The sequence below is a fragment of the Streptomyces sp. NPDC004126 genome (assembly GCF_050275515.1).
Lineage (GTDB): Bacteria > Actinomycetota > Actinomycetes > Streptomycetales > Streptomycetaceae > Streptomyces.
On sequence record NZ_JBNNPF010000007.1, the window covers coordinates 97095 to 112037 of the forward strand.

The 14943-nt window shown below is 71.8% G+C and carries 18 protein-coding genes and 1 tRNA gene; 6 read left to right on the plus strand and 13 right to left on the minus strand.

Features of this window, described 5'->3' with window-relative positions; all coding sequences use genetic code 11:
• Positions 1–35 precede the first annotated feature (35 nt).
• Entirely contained in the window at positions 36–281 is a 246-nt protein-coding gene (locus ACQKM2_RS09205; RefSeq protein ID WP_427707951.1) for a hypothetical protein, read from the plus strand.
• A gap of 330 nt (positions 282–611) precedes the next feature.
• On the opposite strand, the gene ACQKM2_RS09210 is transcribed toward ACQKM2_RS09205, so the two are convergent.
• A tRNA-Gly gene (locus ACQKM2_RS09210) sits at positions 612–684 on the minus strand.
• 253 nt (positions 685–937) lie between these two features.
• Between ACQKM2_RS09210 and ACQKM2_RS09215 the strand changes: the two genes are divergently transcribed.
• Positions 938–1483: a hypothetical protein gene (locus ACQKM2_RS09215; RefSeq protein WP_427707953.1), complete on the plus strand. Its 546-nt coding sequence runs from the start codon at positions 938–940 to the stop codon at positions 1481–1483.
• 186 nt (positions 1484–1669) lie between these two features.
• On the opposite strand, the gene ACQKM2_RS09220 is transcribed toward ACQKM2_RS09215, so the two are convergent.
• The gene (locus ACQKM2_RS09220) at positions 1670–2434 is read right to left on the minus strand and encodes a hypothetical protein (RefSeq protein WP_427707955.1); all 765 of its coding nucleotides are present in this window, start codon (positions 2432–2434) and stop codon (positions 1670–1672) included.
• Between the two features lie 229 nt (positions 2435–2663).
• The gene (locus tag ACQKM2_RS09225) at positions 2664–3059 is read right to left on the minus strand and encodes a recombinase family protein (protein WP_427708114.1); all 396 of its coding nucleotides are present in this window, start codon (positions 3057–3059) and stop codon (positions 2664–2666) included.
• Positions 3060–3315: 256 nt separating this feature from the next.
• Here ACQKM2_RS09225 and ACQKM2_RS09230 point away from each other — a divergent pair, with 256 nt between their 5' ends.
• Complete coding sequence (locus ACQKM2_RS09230) at positions 3316–3597, plus strand: hypothetical protein (RefSeq protein WP_427707957.1); 282 nt, start codon at positions 3316–3318, stop codon at positions 3595–3597.
• 71 nt (positions 3598–3668) lie between these two features.
• Here the strand turns inward: ACQKM2_RS09230 and ACQKM2_RS09235 are convergent, their stop codons facing one another.
• The 4 genes from ACQKM2_RS09235 to ACQKM2_RS09250 all read right to left on the minus strand — a co-directional run bounded on the left by ACQKM2_RS09235 (position 3669) and on the right by ACQKM2_RS09250 (position 6498).
• Positions 3669–4157: a DUF6099 family protein gene (locus tag ACQKM2_RS09235; protein ID WP_125814888.1), complete on the minus strand. Its 489-nt coding sequence runs from the start codon at positions 4155–4157 to the stop codon at positions 3669–3671.
• A 122-nt stretch (positions 4158–4279) separates the two neighbouring features.
• Positions 4280–4675, minus strand: a complete 396-nt coding sequence (locus ACQKM2_RS09240) for a nucleotide pyrophosphohydrolase (RefSeq protein ID WP_427707958.1) — start codon at positions 4673–4675, stop codon at positions 4280–4282.
• Complete coding sequence (locus ACQKM2_RS09245) at positions 4672–6033, minus strand: ATP-binding protein (protein ID WP_427707960.1); 1362 nt, start codon at positions 6031–6033, stop codon at positions 4672–4674. The genes ACQKM2_RS09240 and ACQKM2_RS09245 overlap by 4 nt, the downstream gene beginning before the upstream one ends.
• Before the next feature lie 66 nt (positions 6034–6099).
• Positions 6100–6498 (minus strand): cell division protein SepF, encoded by a 399-nt coding sequence (locus tag ACQKM2_RS09250; protein ID WP_405978109.1) that lies wholly within the window; start codon positions 6496–6498, stop codon positions 6100–6102.
• 98 nt (positions 6499–6596) lie between these two features.
• On the opposite strand from ACQKM2_RS09250, the gene ACQKM2_RS09255 reads away from it, so the two are divergent.
• The 3 genes from ACQKM2_RS09255 to ACQKM2_RS09265 all read left to right on the plus strand — a co-directional run bounded on the left by ACQKM2_RS09255 (position 6597) and on the right by ACQKM2_RS09265 (position 9024).
• Complete coding sequence (locus ACQKM2_RS09255; protein WP_427707962.1) at positions 6597–7259, plus strand: TetR/AcrR family transcriptional regulator; 663 nt, start codon at positions 6597–6599, stop codon at positions 7257–7259.
• Positions 7260–7302: 43 nt separating this feature from the next.
• A complete protein-coding gene (locus ACQKM2_RS09260) occupies positions 7303–8040 on the plus strand; it encodes a DUF2470 domain-containing protein (RefSeq protein WP_427707964.1) in 738 nt (245 codons plus the stop codon).
• 63 nt (positions 8041–8103) lie between these two features.
• Positions 8104–9024, plus strand: coding sequence for an NADP-dependent oxidoreductase (locus tag ACQKM2_RS09265; RefSeq protein ID WP_427707966.1), 921 nt, complete (start codon positions 8104–8106; stop codon positions 9022–9024).
• 120 nt (positions 9025–9144) lie between these two features.
• On the opposite strand, the gene ACQKM2_RS09270 is transcribed toward ACQKM2_RS09265, so the two are convergent.
• The 6 genes from ACQKM2_RS09270 to ACQKM2_RS09295 form a co-directional block, all read right to left on the minus strand.
• Complete coding sequence (locus ACQKM2_RS09270; protein WP_427707968.1) at positions 9145–10476, minus strand: LLM class flavin-dependent oxidoreductase; 1332 nt, start codon at positions 10474–10476, stop codon at positions 9145–9147.
• A gap of 72 nt (positions 10477–10548) precedes the next feature.
• Positions 10549–11505, minus strand: coding sequence for an ABC transporter permease (locus tag ACQKM2_RS09275; RefSeq protein WP_427707970.1), 957 nt, complete (start codon positions 11503–11505; stop codon positions 10549–10551).
• Positions 11502–12323, minus strand: coding sequence for an ABC transporter ATP-binding protein (locus tag ACQKM2_RS09280; protein WP_385764106.1), 822 nt, complete (start codon positions 12321–12323; stop codon positions 11502–11504). The genes ACQKM2_RS09275 and ACQKM2_RS09280 overlap by 4 nt, the downstream gene beginning before the upstream one ends.
• Before the next feature lie 6 nt (positions 12324–12329).
• Positions 12330–13373, minus strand: coding sequence for an ABC transporter substrate-binding protein (locus tag ACQKM2_RS09285; protein WP_427707972.1), 1044 nt, complete (start codon positions 13371–13373; stop codon positions 12330–12332).
• A 14-nt stretch (positions 13374–13387) separates the two neighbouring features.
• Positions 13388–13933 (minus strand): NADPH-dependent FMN reductase, encoded by a 546-nt coding sequence (gene ssuE, locus ACQKM2_RS09290; RefSeq protein ID WP_427707974.1) that lies wholly within the window; start codon positions 13931–13933, stop codon positions 13388–13390.
• Between the two features lie 27 nt (positions 13934–13960).
• Positions 13961–14890 (minus strand): TauD/TfdA dioxygenase family protein, encoded by a 930-nt coding sequence (locus ACQKM2_RS09295; RefSeq protein ID WP_427707976.1) that lies wholly within the window; start codon positions 14888–14890, stop codon positions 13961–13963.
• Positions 14891–14943 lie beyond the last annotated feature (53 nt).

The following is a 14943-nucleotide window of genomic DNA, read 5'->3' on the forward strand; positions in this document are numbered from 1 at the left end:
TACCTCCCGCCGTGGTCGTCGCCTGCGCTCAGCGCATGCTGAAGAAGATCCTGGGGAAGCTTGCCGTCCCTCCGATCGACGTCGCGGCCGGCGAAGCCTGGACCCGCGGGGACACCGTCTTCATCCGGAAGCAATTCGCGGCCCCCGAGAAGCTCGACACGGACGTCGCGCGGGCGATCCAGGTCGTCACGGCCATCGGATGGCACAGCGCTTCGGTGACCTTCGAGGGCGAAGGCCTTCAGCGGGCCGCGAACCTCGTGTTCACGCGCCCCGCCGCCTGAGCCCGGCTTGCGCCGGCTCCCCTGGGAGGCGTCGGCCCATGCGCTACCGTGCGGGGCATGCAGCGTCAGGTGCTCCTTGAAGCGATCTCCACCTCAGACGAGTGCCCCCACTGCCGCTATCCCGCGGAATACCGCGCGCAGGTCGTAGGTGAACCCTCTTGGGTGCTTACCTGCGGGGCACACCTGGACGCGACGGCGTCAGCGTTGATCTGCGTAGGCCGTCCTCCGAACCTGCGGAGGGGATAAGTCGGGACGGCAGGGATCAGACGTTGCAGCATCCCCGTGGCAGATGGGCCGACAAGATCACAGCTCGTCGACCACATCTGTTTGCGCTCCCGACCGGATTCGAACCGGCGCCGTCCCGCTCGGCAGGCGGGCGCTCTGACCGCTGAGCTACAGGAGCTCGTGTGCCGCCCATGACGTCGCGGTGCGGCACGACGGTTACGCCGGACCTCCGTGGGGGTTACTTCCGAGTACTGACCGTCCTCCGGATGGCACAGTAAAACGGGCAAAGACACGCGGAGGACGGTAGACCTTTGCATATGACCGACGGATCAACGGTCGGCAGCCCACCGCCACCGCCACCGCCAAGTCGCTGGAGGCGAGCCGAGAGATTTGTCGTCAGCGCCAAGGGCGCTGTCATTACGCTCGGCGCCTTGGCCGGTGCCGCCTTGTCGGTCTGGGGCCTGGTGGAGGTAATCCGCGGCAAAGAAGATTCCGATGGAACCCCACCTGCGCAAACGACTGCCGAGTTCGTGCGGGAGTGCGAAAAGACTCACGGCATGAACGGCGCAACCCAGAAGAAGATCACGAAAGACGAATACGGCAACCCGTCGTCCGTCGTGTTCGTCGCGTGTACATGGCCTCCATCTGAAACCTCGGACCCGGACGGATATTCTGCGATCACCGTCCTCACCGAGGAGATGGGAGGTGGTTCAGAAGCGTCGGGCAACAGCATCGTTGATCGCGTAACCGGTCCATGCCTCAGCTACACACTGACCTACACGTACAACCACATGGGCCTCGTGGAGAACACTGAACCAGTACGACTGGGCGCAGGCTCCCGACTTTTCTACCCGTCCCTAACTCCCTGGACTGAGGGGCTTCCTTTCAACCCGGGGCGCAGCGAAGTCGTTCTGGTACACGGCAGGCGCTACGAGCTAGATCAGGCAAGCTGCTCCAAGAAGGTACACGAGGGCTGAAGCATGGCCTCCTGGTCATCAGGATTCCAGCCGCCCTTCGGGAGCGGCGTCGTACGCAGCCATGCGACGGAGGCTCTGGACCCGCCGACGCCACTCGACCGCACTCCCCCTGCGACACGATCCGGGGGTGACGGCGCCCGGCAGGATCGAGCGCGTGCGGCCACCTCCCACCGGAGGTGGCTGTTATCAAACCGTTACCTGATTGCCGTCCGTCACCTCCGGGCGCCTCGCCCGGACGATCTGTACCCGCTCCTCCGCCCTCTCTGCAGCGGACCCCTGCTTCGAGGCAGCCGGGGAGACGGTCACCCTGTCCACGAACAGCGCGAGGAACGACCGGCGATCTGCGACGTCCCAGCGCGCCCACAGGCCCTCGGGGTCGAACGGGTTCCCGTCGCCGGCTTCCATCCACTCATCGACCGGCAGGCGGGCCGACGAGGTGGCTGACGCTCGCAGCTCTTCAATGCGCCGCGAGCACCGCTCCTCGTGGGCCGCGTACGTGACCATCGTCTCGCGGAAGGCCTTGCGGGCCGTGGGTCCGACGTAGGCGTCTCGGTCCTCGTTCAGTTCCACGATGCTCTGCTGAACGTGCTCAAGCCGCGCCTCCTGTTCCGCCGACTCCACTGCGGCCTCCGGGTCGGCCCCCTGGACGGCGAAGCGTTCAGCGGCCACAGAGAGCCACTCAACGTCGTCCGGGTTGCTCGCGTCGAGACCGCCGAGACGGGCCCATACGCGTTCGGCGACGACCCTGTCCGCATGCTCCATGCCGATACGCAGGACGTGCTTGCCGACATCACCAACCGACCGACGCAGGTTGCAGACGTACGCCCCGGCGGTTCGACTGACGGTCAGCCCAGACGCGCACAGACCGCACCGGTTGATGCCCCATGACCCTAGGAGTGTCATCTCCCCCGTTCGGTCGGTGCGCTTTTCCTTCTTCCGGCCATCAAGCATCTACTGAATACCGAACTACCATTTGGGGCTGATGAAGCCCGTGTGCGGGGCCACTGGCCGACCGTCTTCGTCGCGGAGGATAGTCCGCTTCCTGGTCTTGGGATCCACCGGCCCGATGGCATAGCCCGCAAGGCGCGGGTCACGCAGGATTCGCAGGACAACGGTGGCCGACCACTCGTAATCCGCGTTGTCGCTCCGACCGCTCTTGCGACGCTTCAGCGCCGCCTCTTTACGTGCCTTCGCCGATTCCTCGTCGAGACTCGCCAGCGGCGTCGGACGGGTTGTCGTCGCTGGTGTTGATGAACGGCTCCTGCGTCGACACGATGGCGACCCCGCACTTGGCCAGCTCCTGTTGGATCTTGAGCGCCTCCGCGGCTCCCTGCCGGGTGAGCCGGGAGAGCATGTAGATCACGACGACGTCGAACTTGCCCGCGCGGGCGTCCTCCATGAGACGCTCGAAGCCTGGCTGTCGGTCTCGCTCTTGTGGCTCTGGCGCTCGTACGTGACGGCCCGGACCATGTCGGACCCCCTGTCCCCCAGGGCGATTGGCTCCATGGGTAGATCCGTACCGGTTCCGAAGAACGCGTCGAAGCCGCAGGTCCCCGGTGGCCTTGGCGACGGTCAGGAGGTCTCGTAACTCGCACCCTGCTGCGGTTCGGTGAAAACGCGAAGATCCATGCCCTCCATCCTGCCCTTCCCACCCCTGCCGGGTGAATCTTCGTCAACCGGAAGGGCCACCCCCCGCCCCGCCAGTGACCAGCGCCGATGGGGATCGTTGGCTCGGACGGAGCCGGACCGCCCGGCCCGCGCGCCGGCGGCCTCCCGCCGATGCGTCCACCGCCCCCTTCCGCACCGGAGGGGCCAGGGCCGAGGAGGCCGCCATGTCCCACGAGTCCGCGCCAGAGCATCCCGGACAGACCGGACAGGCAGCACACGACCACGCACGCCAGGAGTCCGCAGCACCCGCCCAGGGCGGCGCACCGAAGGGCCTGCTCCAGCAGATGGAGGAGCTGATGGCGGCGCTGAACGCCGACCTCTCCCAGCTCGACGCCGACCTCCAGCACTCCGCGGACCGCACTCTTCCGGCCGCGCCGGCGGCCCACGGCGGCCGCGCGTACGAGGGCGAGCTCCGCTCCGACCGCCACTCCGACCGGTCCTTCTGACCGCGCGGGGGTCCCGTCGCGTGCGGCGGGACCCCCGGCCGCGCACCTGCCCGCCCGGGCCCGCTCCCGGCTCAGCTCACGCCCGACGCCGAACCCCGCTCGCGCACGGCCGCCATCCGGCGCAGCAGTGCCCGCACCCGGTCGCTCGACTCGTCCGCCGCGTCGATCGACTCTATGCACTGCCAGTACAGGCCTTCGTCGTCCGTCGCGCAGGCCACCCCGACGAGGGCTATGCCGACCTCACCGAGGAGCTCCTGGAGCCCGAGCAGCGCCTGCCGTATGTCGGCCGTCCCGGTGAGCTGCGCCGCCCTCGGCGGCTGTTCGGGCGGTCTTCCCTCGCCCCTCAGGGCCGCCCGGTCGATGACCCCGCACCCTCTGCCGCCCGCTTCCCCCAGTCCCCGCGCCTCCGCTCTCAGCTCCGGCGGCCCGGTGACCGCCAGCCAGCTCCCCATGCCCTGTGCGAGCGCCTGGGCCTGCCAGGCCTCGCCCACGATGTCCCATGCCTCCCCGCTCCGCGCCAGCGCGTGCCGGCCGGCCGCGATGAGCCGTACCGCATCCATATGCCGTCCCCCGTCCGCACGACATCCCGCCGTTCTCCACTACCCAGAGTGAAGGCAACGAGCCAGTAAAGCCAGGGGTATTCGGAAATCTGTGGACACAAACATGGTTGTGGACGACGCCATCACTCCGAAGAGTGACGATCTGGTGTCGAAGTACCGGTTACCGGGAAGCGGTGCTCGTTCCTCTCGATCTTCGCGGCCAGCGCATCCAGCACATCAACCCCGACAACCTCACAGAACTGCAGCAGGTACGCCATCACGTCGGCGACCTCGTCGGCCACTCTGTGTGCGCTTTCGGGCTTTTCCATGACCGCCGCCGACTGTTCCGGAGTCAGCCACTGGAAGATCTCGACCAGTTCGGCGGCCTCCACGCTCAGGGCCACGGCCAGGTTCTTGGGCGTGTGGTACGGGGCCCAGTCCCGGGCGGCCGCGAAATCGGCCAGCCGTCGCTGGAGTCGGTACAGGCGTTCGTCCCGCCGGGGCGGGGTCCCGTCACCCGTGGGTGCTGCGTCGTTCATGGGGACAGGTCTACCACTGAGACGCCGGGTACCCCGCGTCCGGTTCCCGCGGTGTCCTCGCCGACCGCCGCCACCAGCCTGATGTGCCCGCGCCCGCCGGACAGCTGGGCCAGCCGCAGCAGTTCGGCGGACTGCCGGCGGTCCAGCCCCCGGTCCAGGCCGTCGGCGAGGACGGTGAGGGCCTGGCGGGCGGAGAGCAGTTCGGCGGCCGGGTCCACCTCCAGCACGCCGGGGCCGGTGAGCAGGACCAGGGCCAGCGCCAGGAAGCGCAGTTCGCCCGCGCCGAGCCGGTCCAGGCCGGTGGCGGGGCGGCCGGGACCGCGGTCCAGCACGGCGGCGACGAGCCCGGCGCCGCCCGCGGCCGCCCGTACGTCCAGCCCCGCCACCGGCCCGGCGCATCCGGTCCGCGCCGCCCCGGCCAGCAGCGCGTGGCGGGTGCCGCATTCGTGGCGGGTCCGGCGCAGTACGTCGGCCAGGTTCCCGCAGTCGGTGCGCAGCCGGCCCTCGCCGGCCGGGACGGGCTCCCGCATCCGGGCGGGGTCCGGATCGCAGGCGAACACCGCGCGCAGGGCCACCACCACCTGCTCGGCGGCGGCCAGTACCCGGCGCTGGCCCGCCGTGGACCCGGCGACGCGCAGGGGCAGCAGTCCGGTGCCGAGGCGGTCGTCGGGCATCGGCGCGCGGGTCACGCCCACGGTGCCGCCGGTGAACCAGGCGGCCTCGACGGTGCGCCGGCGCGGGTCGCGCAGGGCGGTGGTGAGCAGGATCCGCCCGTCCTGGGAGAGCCGTTCGCCGGCGATGCGCAGCACGGGCTCGGCCTGGACCGCGAGGTCGAGGCGGACGGGGCCGCAGGGGCCGTCGACCGTGCAGCCGAGGCGGAAGCCGCGCCGCCCGCCGCCGTCGGGGAGGGCCCGCTCGGGCACCCGGGACCCGGGATCGGGGAAGGCCTCGCGCAGGGTGGCCCCGGAGGCGAGGGCGGCCAGCGCCCGGTAGGCGTCCAGGGCCTGGGTCTTGCCGCTGCCGCTGGGGCCGGTGAAGAGGGTCACGGGGCCCAGCGGGAAGGCGGCCGCCCGGTGCGGCCCGAAGGCGGAGAGCCGCAGCTCGGTGACGGCGGGTCGGTTCGGCCCCGGGTCGGCGGGCACACCGCCGGAGGAGGCGGCTCCGTCGGCACGCGGCGGCGTACCGGAGGCCCGGCCGGTACCGGCGGGGCCGGCATCGGCGGGGCGGGCATCGGCGGGGCCGGGCTCACCGCGGGGGTGTCCGCGTAACGGGCTGTCAGCCGCGGCTGCCGGGCACGGCGGTGTACCGGTCGGGGCGGCGGGCCGGGCGGGTCCCGCCGCGTCCAGGGTGGCGTCCATGGCCGGACGGTACGGTCCGCCCGGGTGCCGGGGTGCCCGGCGAACCGTTCCGCCGCCGCGACCTTCCTACGATCGGGGGACGGCCGCGGCCGCGATCCCCTCCACCTCGGTCCCGACCGGGGCCAGCAGGAAGACGTTGCGGTCGACCCGGTGCATGCCGCTGCCCAGGCCGAAGACCACACCGCTGCTGAAGTCGAGGATCCGCTTGGCCACTTCGCTGTCCGCGCCGGTGAGGTCCAGCAGGACCGGGATCTGCGCGATCAGGTACTCCGCCACCTCCCGCGCGTCGGCGAAGATCTGGACCCGGATCACCACGAAGCGCCGCTGCTGCTCCGCCGCGGCCGCCCCGGCGGCCTTGGGGATGGTGCGGTGGTCCACCCGGGAGGGCCATTCGTTGCGACTGCGCAGCGGCACCACCTGCGCGAGTCCCTCCCACTGCTCGTCGGTGACGTCGTACCTGCTCACCGGGCCGCCTCGGCCGTGCGCTTCATGTGCATCCACCCATCCTCTCGTGTTTCACCCGTTCAGCCCAACACCGACACGAAGGACGTAGGGTCGCCGCCATGACCAATGGCGACGAGGTCCGCACGTTGAGCGACATCGCGGGCCCCGGGCCCGCTCCCCGCGGCGCCGGGGGGAGCGGGGGGACCGTTCGGCCGCTGCGGCGCGAGGACGCGATACGCAACCGCGCACAGATCCTCGCCGCCGCGGAGCAGCTGTTCACCGAGCGGGATCCGCGCGGCGTGACGATGGACCACATAGCCAAGGCGGCCGGGGTCGGACGGGCCACGCTCTACCGGCGGTTCCCCGATCCGCCCTCGGTGGCCGCCGCGCTGCTGGACGAACACGAGCGCGTCCTGCGCGGGCGCCTCGCGTTCGGCCCGCCGCCGCTCGGCCCGGGCGCCCCGCCGGCGCAGCGGCTGGCCGCCTTCTACGCGGCGGCCCTGGAGCACCTGGAGCGGCACCTGCCGCTGGCGCTGGGCATCGGCCCGGGCCCGGCCCGGTTCGCGGGCGGCACGTACCGGCACTGGCGGGCGCACGTCCGGGCCCTGCTCGTGGAGGCGGGCGCCGACGATCCCGACGTCAGCGTGGACGCCCTGCTCAGCCCGCTCTCCCCGGAGGTCTACCAGTTCCAGCGGCACACCCTGGGCTTCGCGCCCGCACGGATCGCCGAGACGCTCGGCCGGCTGGCGCGCGGGGTACTCCCCGACTCACGAATAGGTTAGGTTAGGCATACCTAAGTCAATCTCCGATGAGGGAGAGATCCGCATGCGCCTGCCCGGTGCCCCCGCCGCCACGCCCCCCGCCCGGCCCACCGAGGCCGAACTGGTCCGCTCCGTGCTGGCCGCCGCCCACTCGATGACCGTCGTCATCGACGGCGTGCGCCACGAGGTCCGCAACCTGGACGGCGGGGACGTGCTCGGCCGGCTGCACCTGCACCCCGCCGCGCCCCTGGCCGGACACCCGGCCGCGCTCCTGAACGACGGACTGCCCGCCATCCGGCTGGAGTTCACCGACATCGCCCCGACCCCCGTACGCGACCGGGTGCGCGCCCGCGTCACCGTCCTGGGCCACCTGCTGACCCCCTGGGCCGACGAGGCCTCCGCCCCCGGGACCACCACCTGCGTGGAGTACGGCCAGGCGGTCCTGGAGACCGCGCGGGGAACCTCGTACATCGGGCTGGACGAGCTGGACGAGGCCTGGCCCGACCCGCTGGCCTCCTACGAGGCCGGCATGCTCACCCACCTCCTCGACGACCACCCCGAACTGGTGACCCTGCTGCTGCGGCTGGTACGGCCGCTGCCCTCGGCCGCCGTGGTCCGCGCGCTGCCGCTCGCCATGGACCGGTACGGCATCACCCTGCGCCTGGAGGAGCGCACCGGCCACCGCGACGTGCGCCTGCCCTTCCCCTCCGTCCTCGACGACGTCGACCAGGCGGGCACCCAGATCCAGGCCCTGCTCAGCGCGGCCCGGCGGCGCTCGCACCGCAACTCCCTCCCCGCTTGAGGAACGCTCGAATCCGGCCGCCGGTCCGGAATACCCGCGCCGGCCCGCGCCGTTGTGGCGTTCATGAAGGCCATCACATACAGCGCATACGGAACTCCCGCCACACTCCAGCTCGTTGACGTGCCGCAGCCCAAGGTGGGACCGGGCGAGGTGCTCGTCCGGGTCAAGGCCGCCGGGGTCAACCCGGTGGACTGGAAGCTCGCGGCCGGATACCTCGACTCCATCCTCGAAGTCCGCTACCCGGTCATACCCGGCTGGGACGTGGCCGGAGTCGTCGAAGCGGTGGGTGATGACACCTTCGACTACGCCGTCGGCGACGAGGTCTACGGCTACGTCCGCAAGGAGTGGGTCGAGCTCGGCACGTACGCCGAACTGGTCTCCGCCCCCGTCCGCACGCTCGCCCGCAAGCCCCGCGAGCTGAGCTTCGAGCAGGCCGCGGGCATCCCGCTGGCCGGCCTCACCGCCTACCAGTCGCTCACCCGCGCCGGCCTCAAGGCCGGGGAGACCGTGGTCATCCACTCCGCGGCCGGGGGCACCGGGTCCTTCGGCGTGCAGATCGCGGTCGCGCTCGGCCTGCGGGTCATCGGTACGGCGGGCGCGCACAACCACGACTACCTGCGCTCCCTCGGCGCGGAGCCCGTGCTCTACGGGGAGGGGATGGCCGACCGGATCCGCGAGATCGCGCCCGACGGCGTCGACGCGGGCCTGGACTTCTACGGCGACGACGTCGTCGAGACCCTCCAGTCCCTGGTCCGGGAACGCCACCGCGTGGTCTCCATCGCCGACTACAACGCGGCCGCCAAGGGCGCCCACCAGATCTGGGTGCGCCCGGACACCGCCGACCTGACCTTCCTGGCGGAACTGGCCGACGCGGGGAAGCTCACGGTCAACGTGGAGCACGCGCTGCCGCTCGCCGAGGCCGCCAAGGCCTGGGAGCTGAGCGCCGCGGGCCGCACCCGCGGCAAGATCGTCCTGACGGTCTGACGGTCCGACCGCCTGACGGTCCGACCGCCTGAAGGTCCGACCGTCCGACCGGCCCGTGGCACGCGTCCGCGCCGCCGGAGCAAACGGCTCCGGCGGCGCGGGCAGCGGCGGCGCATCCGGTCAGACGGCCACCCGGGTGTGCCGGTTGGCCGGCCGGGCGAGGCCGTAGTTCTCGCGCAGGGTGCGCCCCTCGTACTCGGTGCGGAACAGCCCCCGCTCCTGGAGGACCGGCACGACCTGGTCGACGAAGTCGGTGAGGCCGGTGGGCAGGACGGGCGCCATGATGTTGAAGCCGTCGGCCGCGCCCCGGGTGAACCACTCCTCCAGCTGGTCCGCGATCTGCTCGGCGGTGCCCGCGAAGACCCGGTGGCCGCGGCCGGCGCCGAGGCGCGCGATCAGCTCCCGCAGGGTGAGGCCGTCGCGGCGGGCGATCTCGGCGACGAGCGTGAAGCGGCTCTTGTTGCCGTTGATCTCCCGCTCCTCGGGGAGCTCGGGCAGCGGGCCGTCGAGATCGGCGCCGGTGAGGTCGGTGCCCAGCATCCCCGACAGCTGGGCGAGCCCGTACTCGGGGACCTGGAGCCCGGTGAGCTCCCGCTCCAGGGCCTTCGCCTCGGCCTCGGTGGCACCGATGACGGGGGCGATGCCGGGCAGGACGAGCAGCTCGTCCTCGGTACGGCCGTAGCGGGCGAGGCGGGACTTGAGGTCCTTGTAGAAGGTCTGGCCGTCGGCGAGGGTCTGCTGCGCGGTGAAGACGGCCTCTGCGTACTGGGCCGCGAACTCCTTGCCGGACTCGGACGAGCCGGCCTGCACGAGCAGCGGGTACCCCTGCGGGGAGCGCGGCACGTTGAGCGGGCCCGCGACGCCGAAGTACTCGCCCTTGTGCGCGGCCGGGTGGAGCTTGTCGGTGTCGGCGTAGATGCCGCGCTCCTTGTCGAGGACGATCGCGTCGTCCTCCCAGCTGTCCCAGAGCTTGGTGGCGACGTCGAGGAACTCGCGGGCCCGGTCGTAGCGCAGCCCGTGTTCCAGGTGCTCCTCCCGGTTGAAGTTGCGGGCCTCGTCGAGGGTGCCGGAGGTGACGATGTTCCAGCCGGCGCGGCCGCCGCTGATGTGGTCGAGGGAGGCGAACTTGCGGGCGAGGTTGTAGGGCTCGTTGAAGGTGGTGGAGACGGTGGCGATCAGGCCGATGTGCTCGGTGACGGCGGCGATGGCGGAGAGCAGGGTGATCGGCTCGAAGCCGCCGAGGGCGTTGTACCGGGCCTTGCCCCACAGGGCCACGCCGTCCGCGAAGAAGATCGAGTCCAGCAGTCCGCGCTCGGCGGTGCGGGCCAGCTCCTGGAAGTAGCGGACGTCGGTGACGCGCTCGGGGCTGCTGGCCGGGTGCCGCCAGGCGGCGTCGTGGTGGCCTGCGTTCATCAGGAAGGCGTTGAGGTGGAGGGTGCGGGGTGCGGGCATGTCTGTTCCCTGGGTCGGGCGGGCGGGATGGCGGTGGCGGGGCACGGGGGCGCGGGGGCGCGGGACCGGTGGTCAGGCGGGGACGCGCCAGAGGCTGAGGCGGCGTTCGACCGCCACCAGGACCTGGTTGAAGGCCACGCCGATGGCCGAGATCGTGACGATCCCCGCGTACATCTGCGGAATGGCGAAATTGAACTGCGAGGCGTTGATCAGGTAGCCGAGCCCCGCCTTGGCGCCGATCATCTCGGCGGCCACCAGGACCAGGATCGACACCGCTCCGGCCAGCCGGATGCCGGTGAAGACGGCCGGGACGGAGGCCGGCAGGATCACCTTCTGGAAGAGCCTGGGCGTCGACAGGTTCATCGACCGGGCCAGCCGGACCAGGGTGGGGTCCGCGTTGCCGACGGCGCTGATGGTGTTCAGCAGGATCGGCCAGACGCAGGCGTAGACGACGATCGACACCTTCGAGGTCTCCCCGATGCCGAGGAGCAGGACGAAGACGGGGAGCAGGGCGAGGGCCGCCGTGTTGCGGAACAGCTCCAGCAGCGGGCCGAGGAAGGCCGCGACGGGCCGGTACCAGCCGATCAGGAGCCCGAGCGGGACCGCCACCACGACGGCGATGGCGAAGCCGCCGAAGGACCGGGTGAGACTGGCGCGGGCGTGCTCGCCGAGCTGGCCGTCGCCGAGCAGTTCCCACCAGGCCCGGGCCACCTCGCTGACCGGGGGAAGGAAGGTGGCGTCGACCAGGCCGAGCCGGGGCGCGGCCTCCCACAGCGCGAGCAGGGCGAGGATCGCCGCCGACCGCAGCAGCGAGGCCCGCAGCCAGCGCAGTACGGGCACCGCCCGGGCCGGCCGGGGGACGGCGGGCGCGGCGGGTTCGGGGGGAGCGGGGTCCGCGGGGGCGGCGGGGGCCGCCGGCCGTGCCCCCTCCCGTACGGCCTCCGGGTCCGCGGGTGCCGGTGCGGCGGGGACGAGCGTGCCGGCCCCGGCGCGGGTGGCGGTGGCGGTGGCTGGTGTGTCGGTGCTCATGCGGCGGCCTCTTCCTTCTCCAGTTGCTGGGCGCGGGCCACCTCGTCGTGGAGCAGGCTCCAGATCTCGTGGCGGTAGCGGGCGAACTCCGGGCTGGAGCGCAGGTCCTCGCCGGTGGCCCCGGTGAGCCGGTCGCCGAGCGAGACCGGGACGACCTCCTTGACCCGGCCCGGACGGGAGGTGATGACCGCCACCCGCTGCCCGAGGTACACGGCCTCCTCTATGCCGTGCGTGATGAAGACGACGGTCTTGCCGGTCCGCTGCCAGATGCGCCGCAGCTCGTCCTGGAGGGACTCGCGGGTCTGCGCGTCCAGCGCGGCGAAGGGCTCGTCCATCAGCAGCACGTCCGGGTCGTACGCCAGCGAGCGGGCGATCGCGACCCGCTGGCGCATCCCGCCGGACAGCTCGTGCGGATGCCGGTCCTCGAATCCGCCGAGTCCCACCAGGTCCAGGAACTCCCGCGCCTTCGCCGCCCGTTGCCTGCGCGGGACGCCGGTGGCCTCCAGGCCGAACTCGACGTTGCCGAGCGCGGTGCGCCAGGGCAGGAGCGCGTACTGCTGGAAGACGATGCCCCGGTCCAGGCCCGGCCCGGTGACGGGCTCGCCGTCGAGCAGGATCCGGCCGGAGGTGGGCCGGGTGAGGCCGCCGAGGAGGTCCAGGAGGGTGGACTTGCCGCAGCCGCTGGGGCCGACGACGACCAGGAACTCGCCCGCGGCGATCTCCAGGTCGATCCCGTCGAGGGCGGTGAACTCGGCTCCCCTGCCGCCCCCCTTGACCGGGAACGTCTTGGTCACGGACTCGAACACGATCTTGGCCATGCCGGTTCAGCCCTTCCCCTGGCCGTTGAACTCGTTGGTGTACAGGTCGGCGGCCTTGAGCTGGCCGGCCTTGATCTCGCCCCGCTCGCCGAGCCAGTCCAGCCAGAGCTGGAACTCCTTGTCCTCGATCCGCCCGTACTGCCCGGCGACCCCGTAGGAGCGCCAGTACTTCAGGGTGGCGGTGTCCTCGTTGCGGCCGCGCTTCTTGACGATCTCGGTCTGGCGGGCGATGACCTCCTCGCGCGGGGTGGTGCGTGCCCATTCGATGGCCTTGCCGACCCCGGTGACGAAGGTGCGGACGGTGTCCGGGTTCTGCTTCACGAACTGCTTCGTCATCACGTACGAGCCGGCGCTGAACTTGCCGAGCAGGTCGTAGTCGCTGAACAGCGGTCTGATCCCGCCGGCCGCGAGGGCCTTGTCGCGCAGTACGCCGCCGAGCACGCCGACCTCGATCTGCTTCTGCCGCAGCACCTGCTCGGTGTTGACGGGCGGCACGACGAGCGCCTCGACCTTGGCGGAATCCGCCTTCGATACGCCGTTGCGGCTCAGGTAGATGTCCAGGAGGGCCTGGGAGTGCGCGCCCAGGGTGTTCATGCCGACCTTCTTGCCGAGCAGGTCGCGGGCCGAGCGGATCGGGCTGTCCTCCAGGACGTAGTAGCCGCTGAAGGCGTCCTGGTCGACGCCGTAGTAGGAGATGACGGAGGTGATCGGGGCCTTGCTGGAGGCGAGTTTGACGATCGCGCCGTTGAAGGCGCCGCCGAAGTGGATCTGGCCGGTGGCGGCGGACTGGATGTCCTGCGGGCCGCTGATGGTGTTGCCGACCCACTCCAGCTTGAGGTTCCCGAGGTAGCCGAGGTCGGCGGCCAGCTCGGGAAGGGTGACGGAGCCGACGTTGCCCTGGTACTTGAGCGTGGTGACCTGGCCGCCGGGGCGGCCGGAGCCGCCTCCGGTGGCGGTGGCCGTGCCGCAGCTCACCGCGGCCGCCGAGATGCCGAGCAGGGTCAGGAACTGGCGCCGGGAACGGGTGGCCGTGGTGGGTGCTGCGGACATGACGGTTCCTTGGGTTACGGGACGGTGGTGAGGGCGGGCAGGGCGTCGGCGAACTCGTCGACGGCCTGGTAGAGGTCCAGCTCGGCCTCGGGGCGCAGCCGGTCGGGGCCGTCTCCGCGCTCGACGGAGGAGTCCAGGACGAACCGCCCGGCGGTGACGTGCCGGGCGCCGAGGGCGGCGAGCACCGGGCGCAGGGCGTAGTCGATCGTCAGGACGTGGGCGAGGCTGCCGCCGGTGGCCAGGGGCAGTACGGTCTTCCCGGCCAGGCCGTCCTGCGGGAGCAGGTCGAGGAAGGCCTTGAGCAGCCCGGTGTACGAGGCCTTGTAGACCGGCGTCGCGATGACCAGGCCGTCGGCATCGGCGACGGCCTCCAGGGCGCGGCGGATCTCCGGCTCACCGCGCCGGGCGGACAGCAGGTCGGCGGCGGGGAGGGTGCGTACGGCCAGGTGGGCGGTCTCGAACCCGGCGTGGGCCAGGCGCCGCAGCACGTGGTCGGCGACGACCTCGGTGCGGGAGTGGGCGGAGGGGCTGCCGGTGAGGGCGAGCAGCTTGGACGGCACGGCGTGCTCCGTTCTCGTGCGTGGGGTTCAGGCGGAGGTCGAGGCGCCGGACGCGATGCCGAAGGACGGCTCGGGCACGGCCTCGGGGCTGATCAGCCGGGAGGGCGCCCCGTCGGGCCCGACCGGGACGTCGCCGTCGACGGTGACCCGGCGCAGGGTGCGCTCGTGGTCGTCGGAGTCGTCGACGCCGTAGTGCTGGGTGGCGCGGTTGTCCCAGATCGCGACGTCACCGGCCCGCCACTGCCACCGCACGGTGTTCTCGGGGCTCTCGATGTGCGCCTGGAAGAGGTCCACCAGGGCCCGCGAGTCCCGTCCGGTCAGCCCCTGGATCCGCTGCACGAAGTTGCCGAGCAGCAGCGTCCGTTCGCCGCTCTCGGGGTGGACGCGGACCAGCGGGTGCTCGGTGAGGAACGTGGTGGAGGTGAACACCTCCCGGTACTGGGCGAGGGCCTCGGGGAGGGCGTCCGGCTTCAGGGCGGCGTAGTCGTACTCGTTGGAGTGCACGGCCCGCAGCCCGTCGGCGAGCTCCCGCAGCGGCTCGGGCAGGTGGGAGTAGGCGGTGGCGGTGTTGGCCCAGAGCGTGTCGCCGCCGTACGGGGGGATGGTGACGGCCCGCAGGATCGAGAAGGCGGGGTAGGCCGGGACGAAGGTCACGTCGGTGTGCCACTGGTTGGCGCGGGCGCCGTGGTGGGAGTCGATGCCGAGGGCGTACCGCCCGTCGGCGGAGGGCACGGTGGGGTGTGCGACGGGCGTCCCGAGCAGCCGGGCGAAGGCCTCGTGGGAGGCCTCGTCCAGGTGGTCCTGGTCGCGGAAGAAGACGACCTTGTGGGCGACCAGGGCGGCCCGGACCTCGGCGACGGTCTCGGGGGCGAGCTCGCCGCCCAGGCGGACGCCGCCGATCTCGGCGCCGATGCGGCCGCCGATCTTCGTGACGGTGGTGGCGGTGGCGGTGGCCATGTGGACTCCTCGGTGTTTATTTCCGCAGCGGAAGAAATGGGCGCAGCAGTAAC

Bases quoted from the DNA above. Each gene is read 5' to 3' on its own strand.
- ACQKM2_RS09255 (WP_427707962.1), top strand. From the start codon at position 6,597: ATGACCAATGGCGACGAGGTCCGCACGTTGAGCGACATCGCGGGCCCC.
- ACQKM2_RS09245 (WP_427707960.1), bottom strand. From the start codon at position 6,033: ATGGACGCCACCCTGGACGCGGCGGGACCCGCCCGGCCCGCCGCCCCG.
- ACQKM2_RS09230 (WP_427707957.1), top strand. From the start codon at position 3,316: ATGTCCCACGAGTCCGCGCCAGAGCATCCCGGACAGACCGGACAGGCA.
- ACQKM2_RS09295 (WP_427707976.1), bottom strand. From the start codon at position 14,890: ATGGCCACCGCCACCGCCACCACCGTCACGAAGATCGGCGGCCGCATC.
- ACQKM2_RS09220 (WP_427707955.1), bottom strand. From the start codon at position 2,434: ATGCTTGATGGCCGGAAGAAGGAAAAGCGCACCGACCGAACGGGGGAG.
- ACQKM2_RS09280 (WP_385764106.1), bottom strand. From the start codon at position 12,323: ATGGCCAAGATCGTGTTCGAGTCCGTGACCAAGACGTTCCCGGTCAAG.
- ACQKM2_RS09275 (WP_427707970.1), bottom strand. From the start codon at position 11,505: ATGAGCACCGACACACCAGCCACCGCCACCGCCACCCGCGCCGGGGCC.
- ACQKM2_RS09235 (WP_125814888.1), bottom strand. From the start codon at position 4,157: ATGGATGCGGTACGGCTCATCGCGGCCGGCCGGCACGCGCTGGCGCGG.
- ACQKM2_RS09240 (WP_427707958.1), bottom strand. From the start codon at position 4,675: ATGAACGACGCAGCACCCACGGGTGACGGGACCCCGCCCCGGCGGGAC.
- ACQKM2_RS09285 (WP_427707972.1), bottom strand. From the start codon at position 13,373: ATGTCCGCAGCACCCACCACGGCCACCCGTTCCCGGCGCCAGTTCCTG.
- ACQKM2_RS09270 (WP_427707968.1), bottom strand. From the start codon at position 10,476: ATGCCCGCACCCCGCACCCTCCACCTCAACGCCTTCCTGATGAACGCA.
- ACQKM2_RS09260 (WP_427707964.1), top strand. From the start codon at position 7,303: ATGCGCCTGCCCGGTGCCCCCGCCGCCACGCCCCCCGCCCGGCCCACC.
- ACQKM2_RS09205 (WP_427707951.1), top strand. From the start codon at position 36: ATGCTGAAGAAGATCCTGGGGAAGCTTGCCGTCCCTCCGATCGACGTC.
- ACQKM2_RS09265 (WP_427707966.1), top strand. From the start codon at position 8,104: ATGAAGGCCATCACATACAGCGCATACGGAACTCCCGCCACACTCCAG.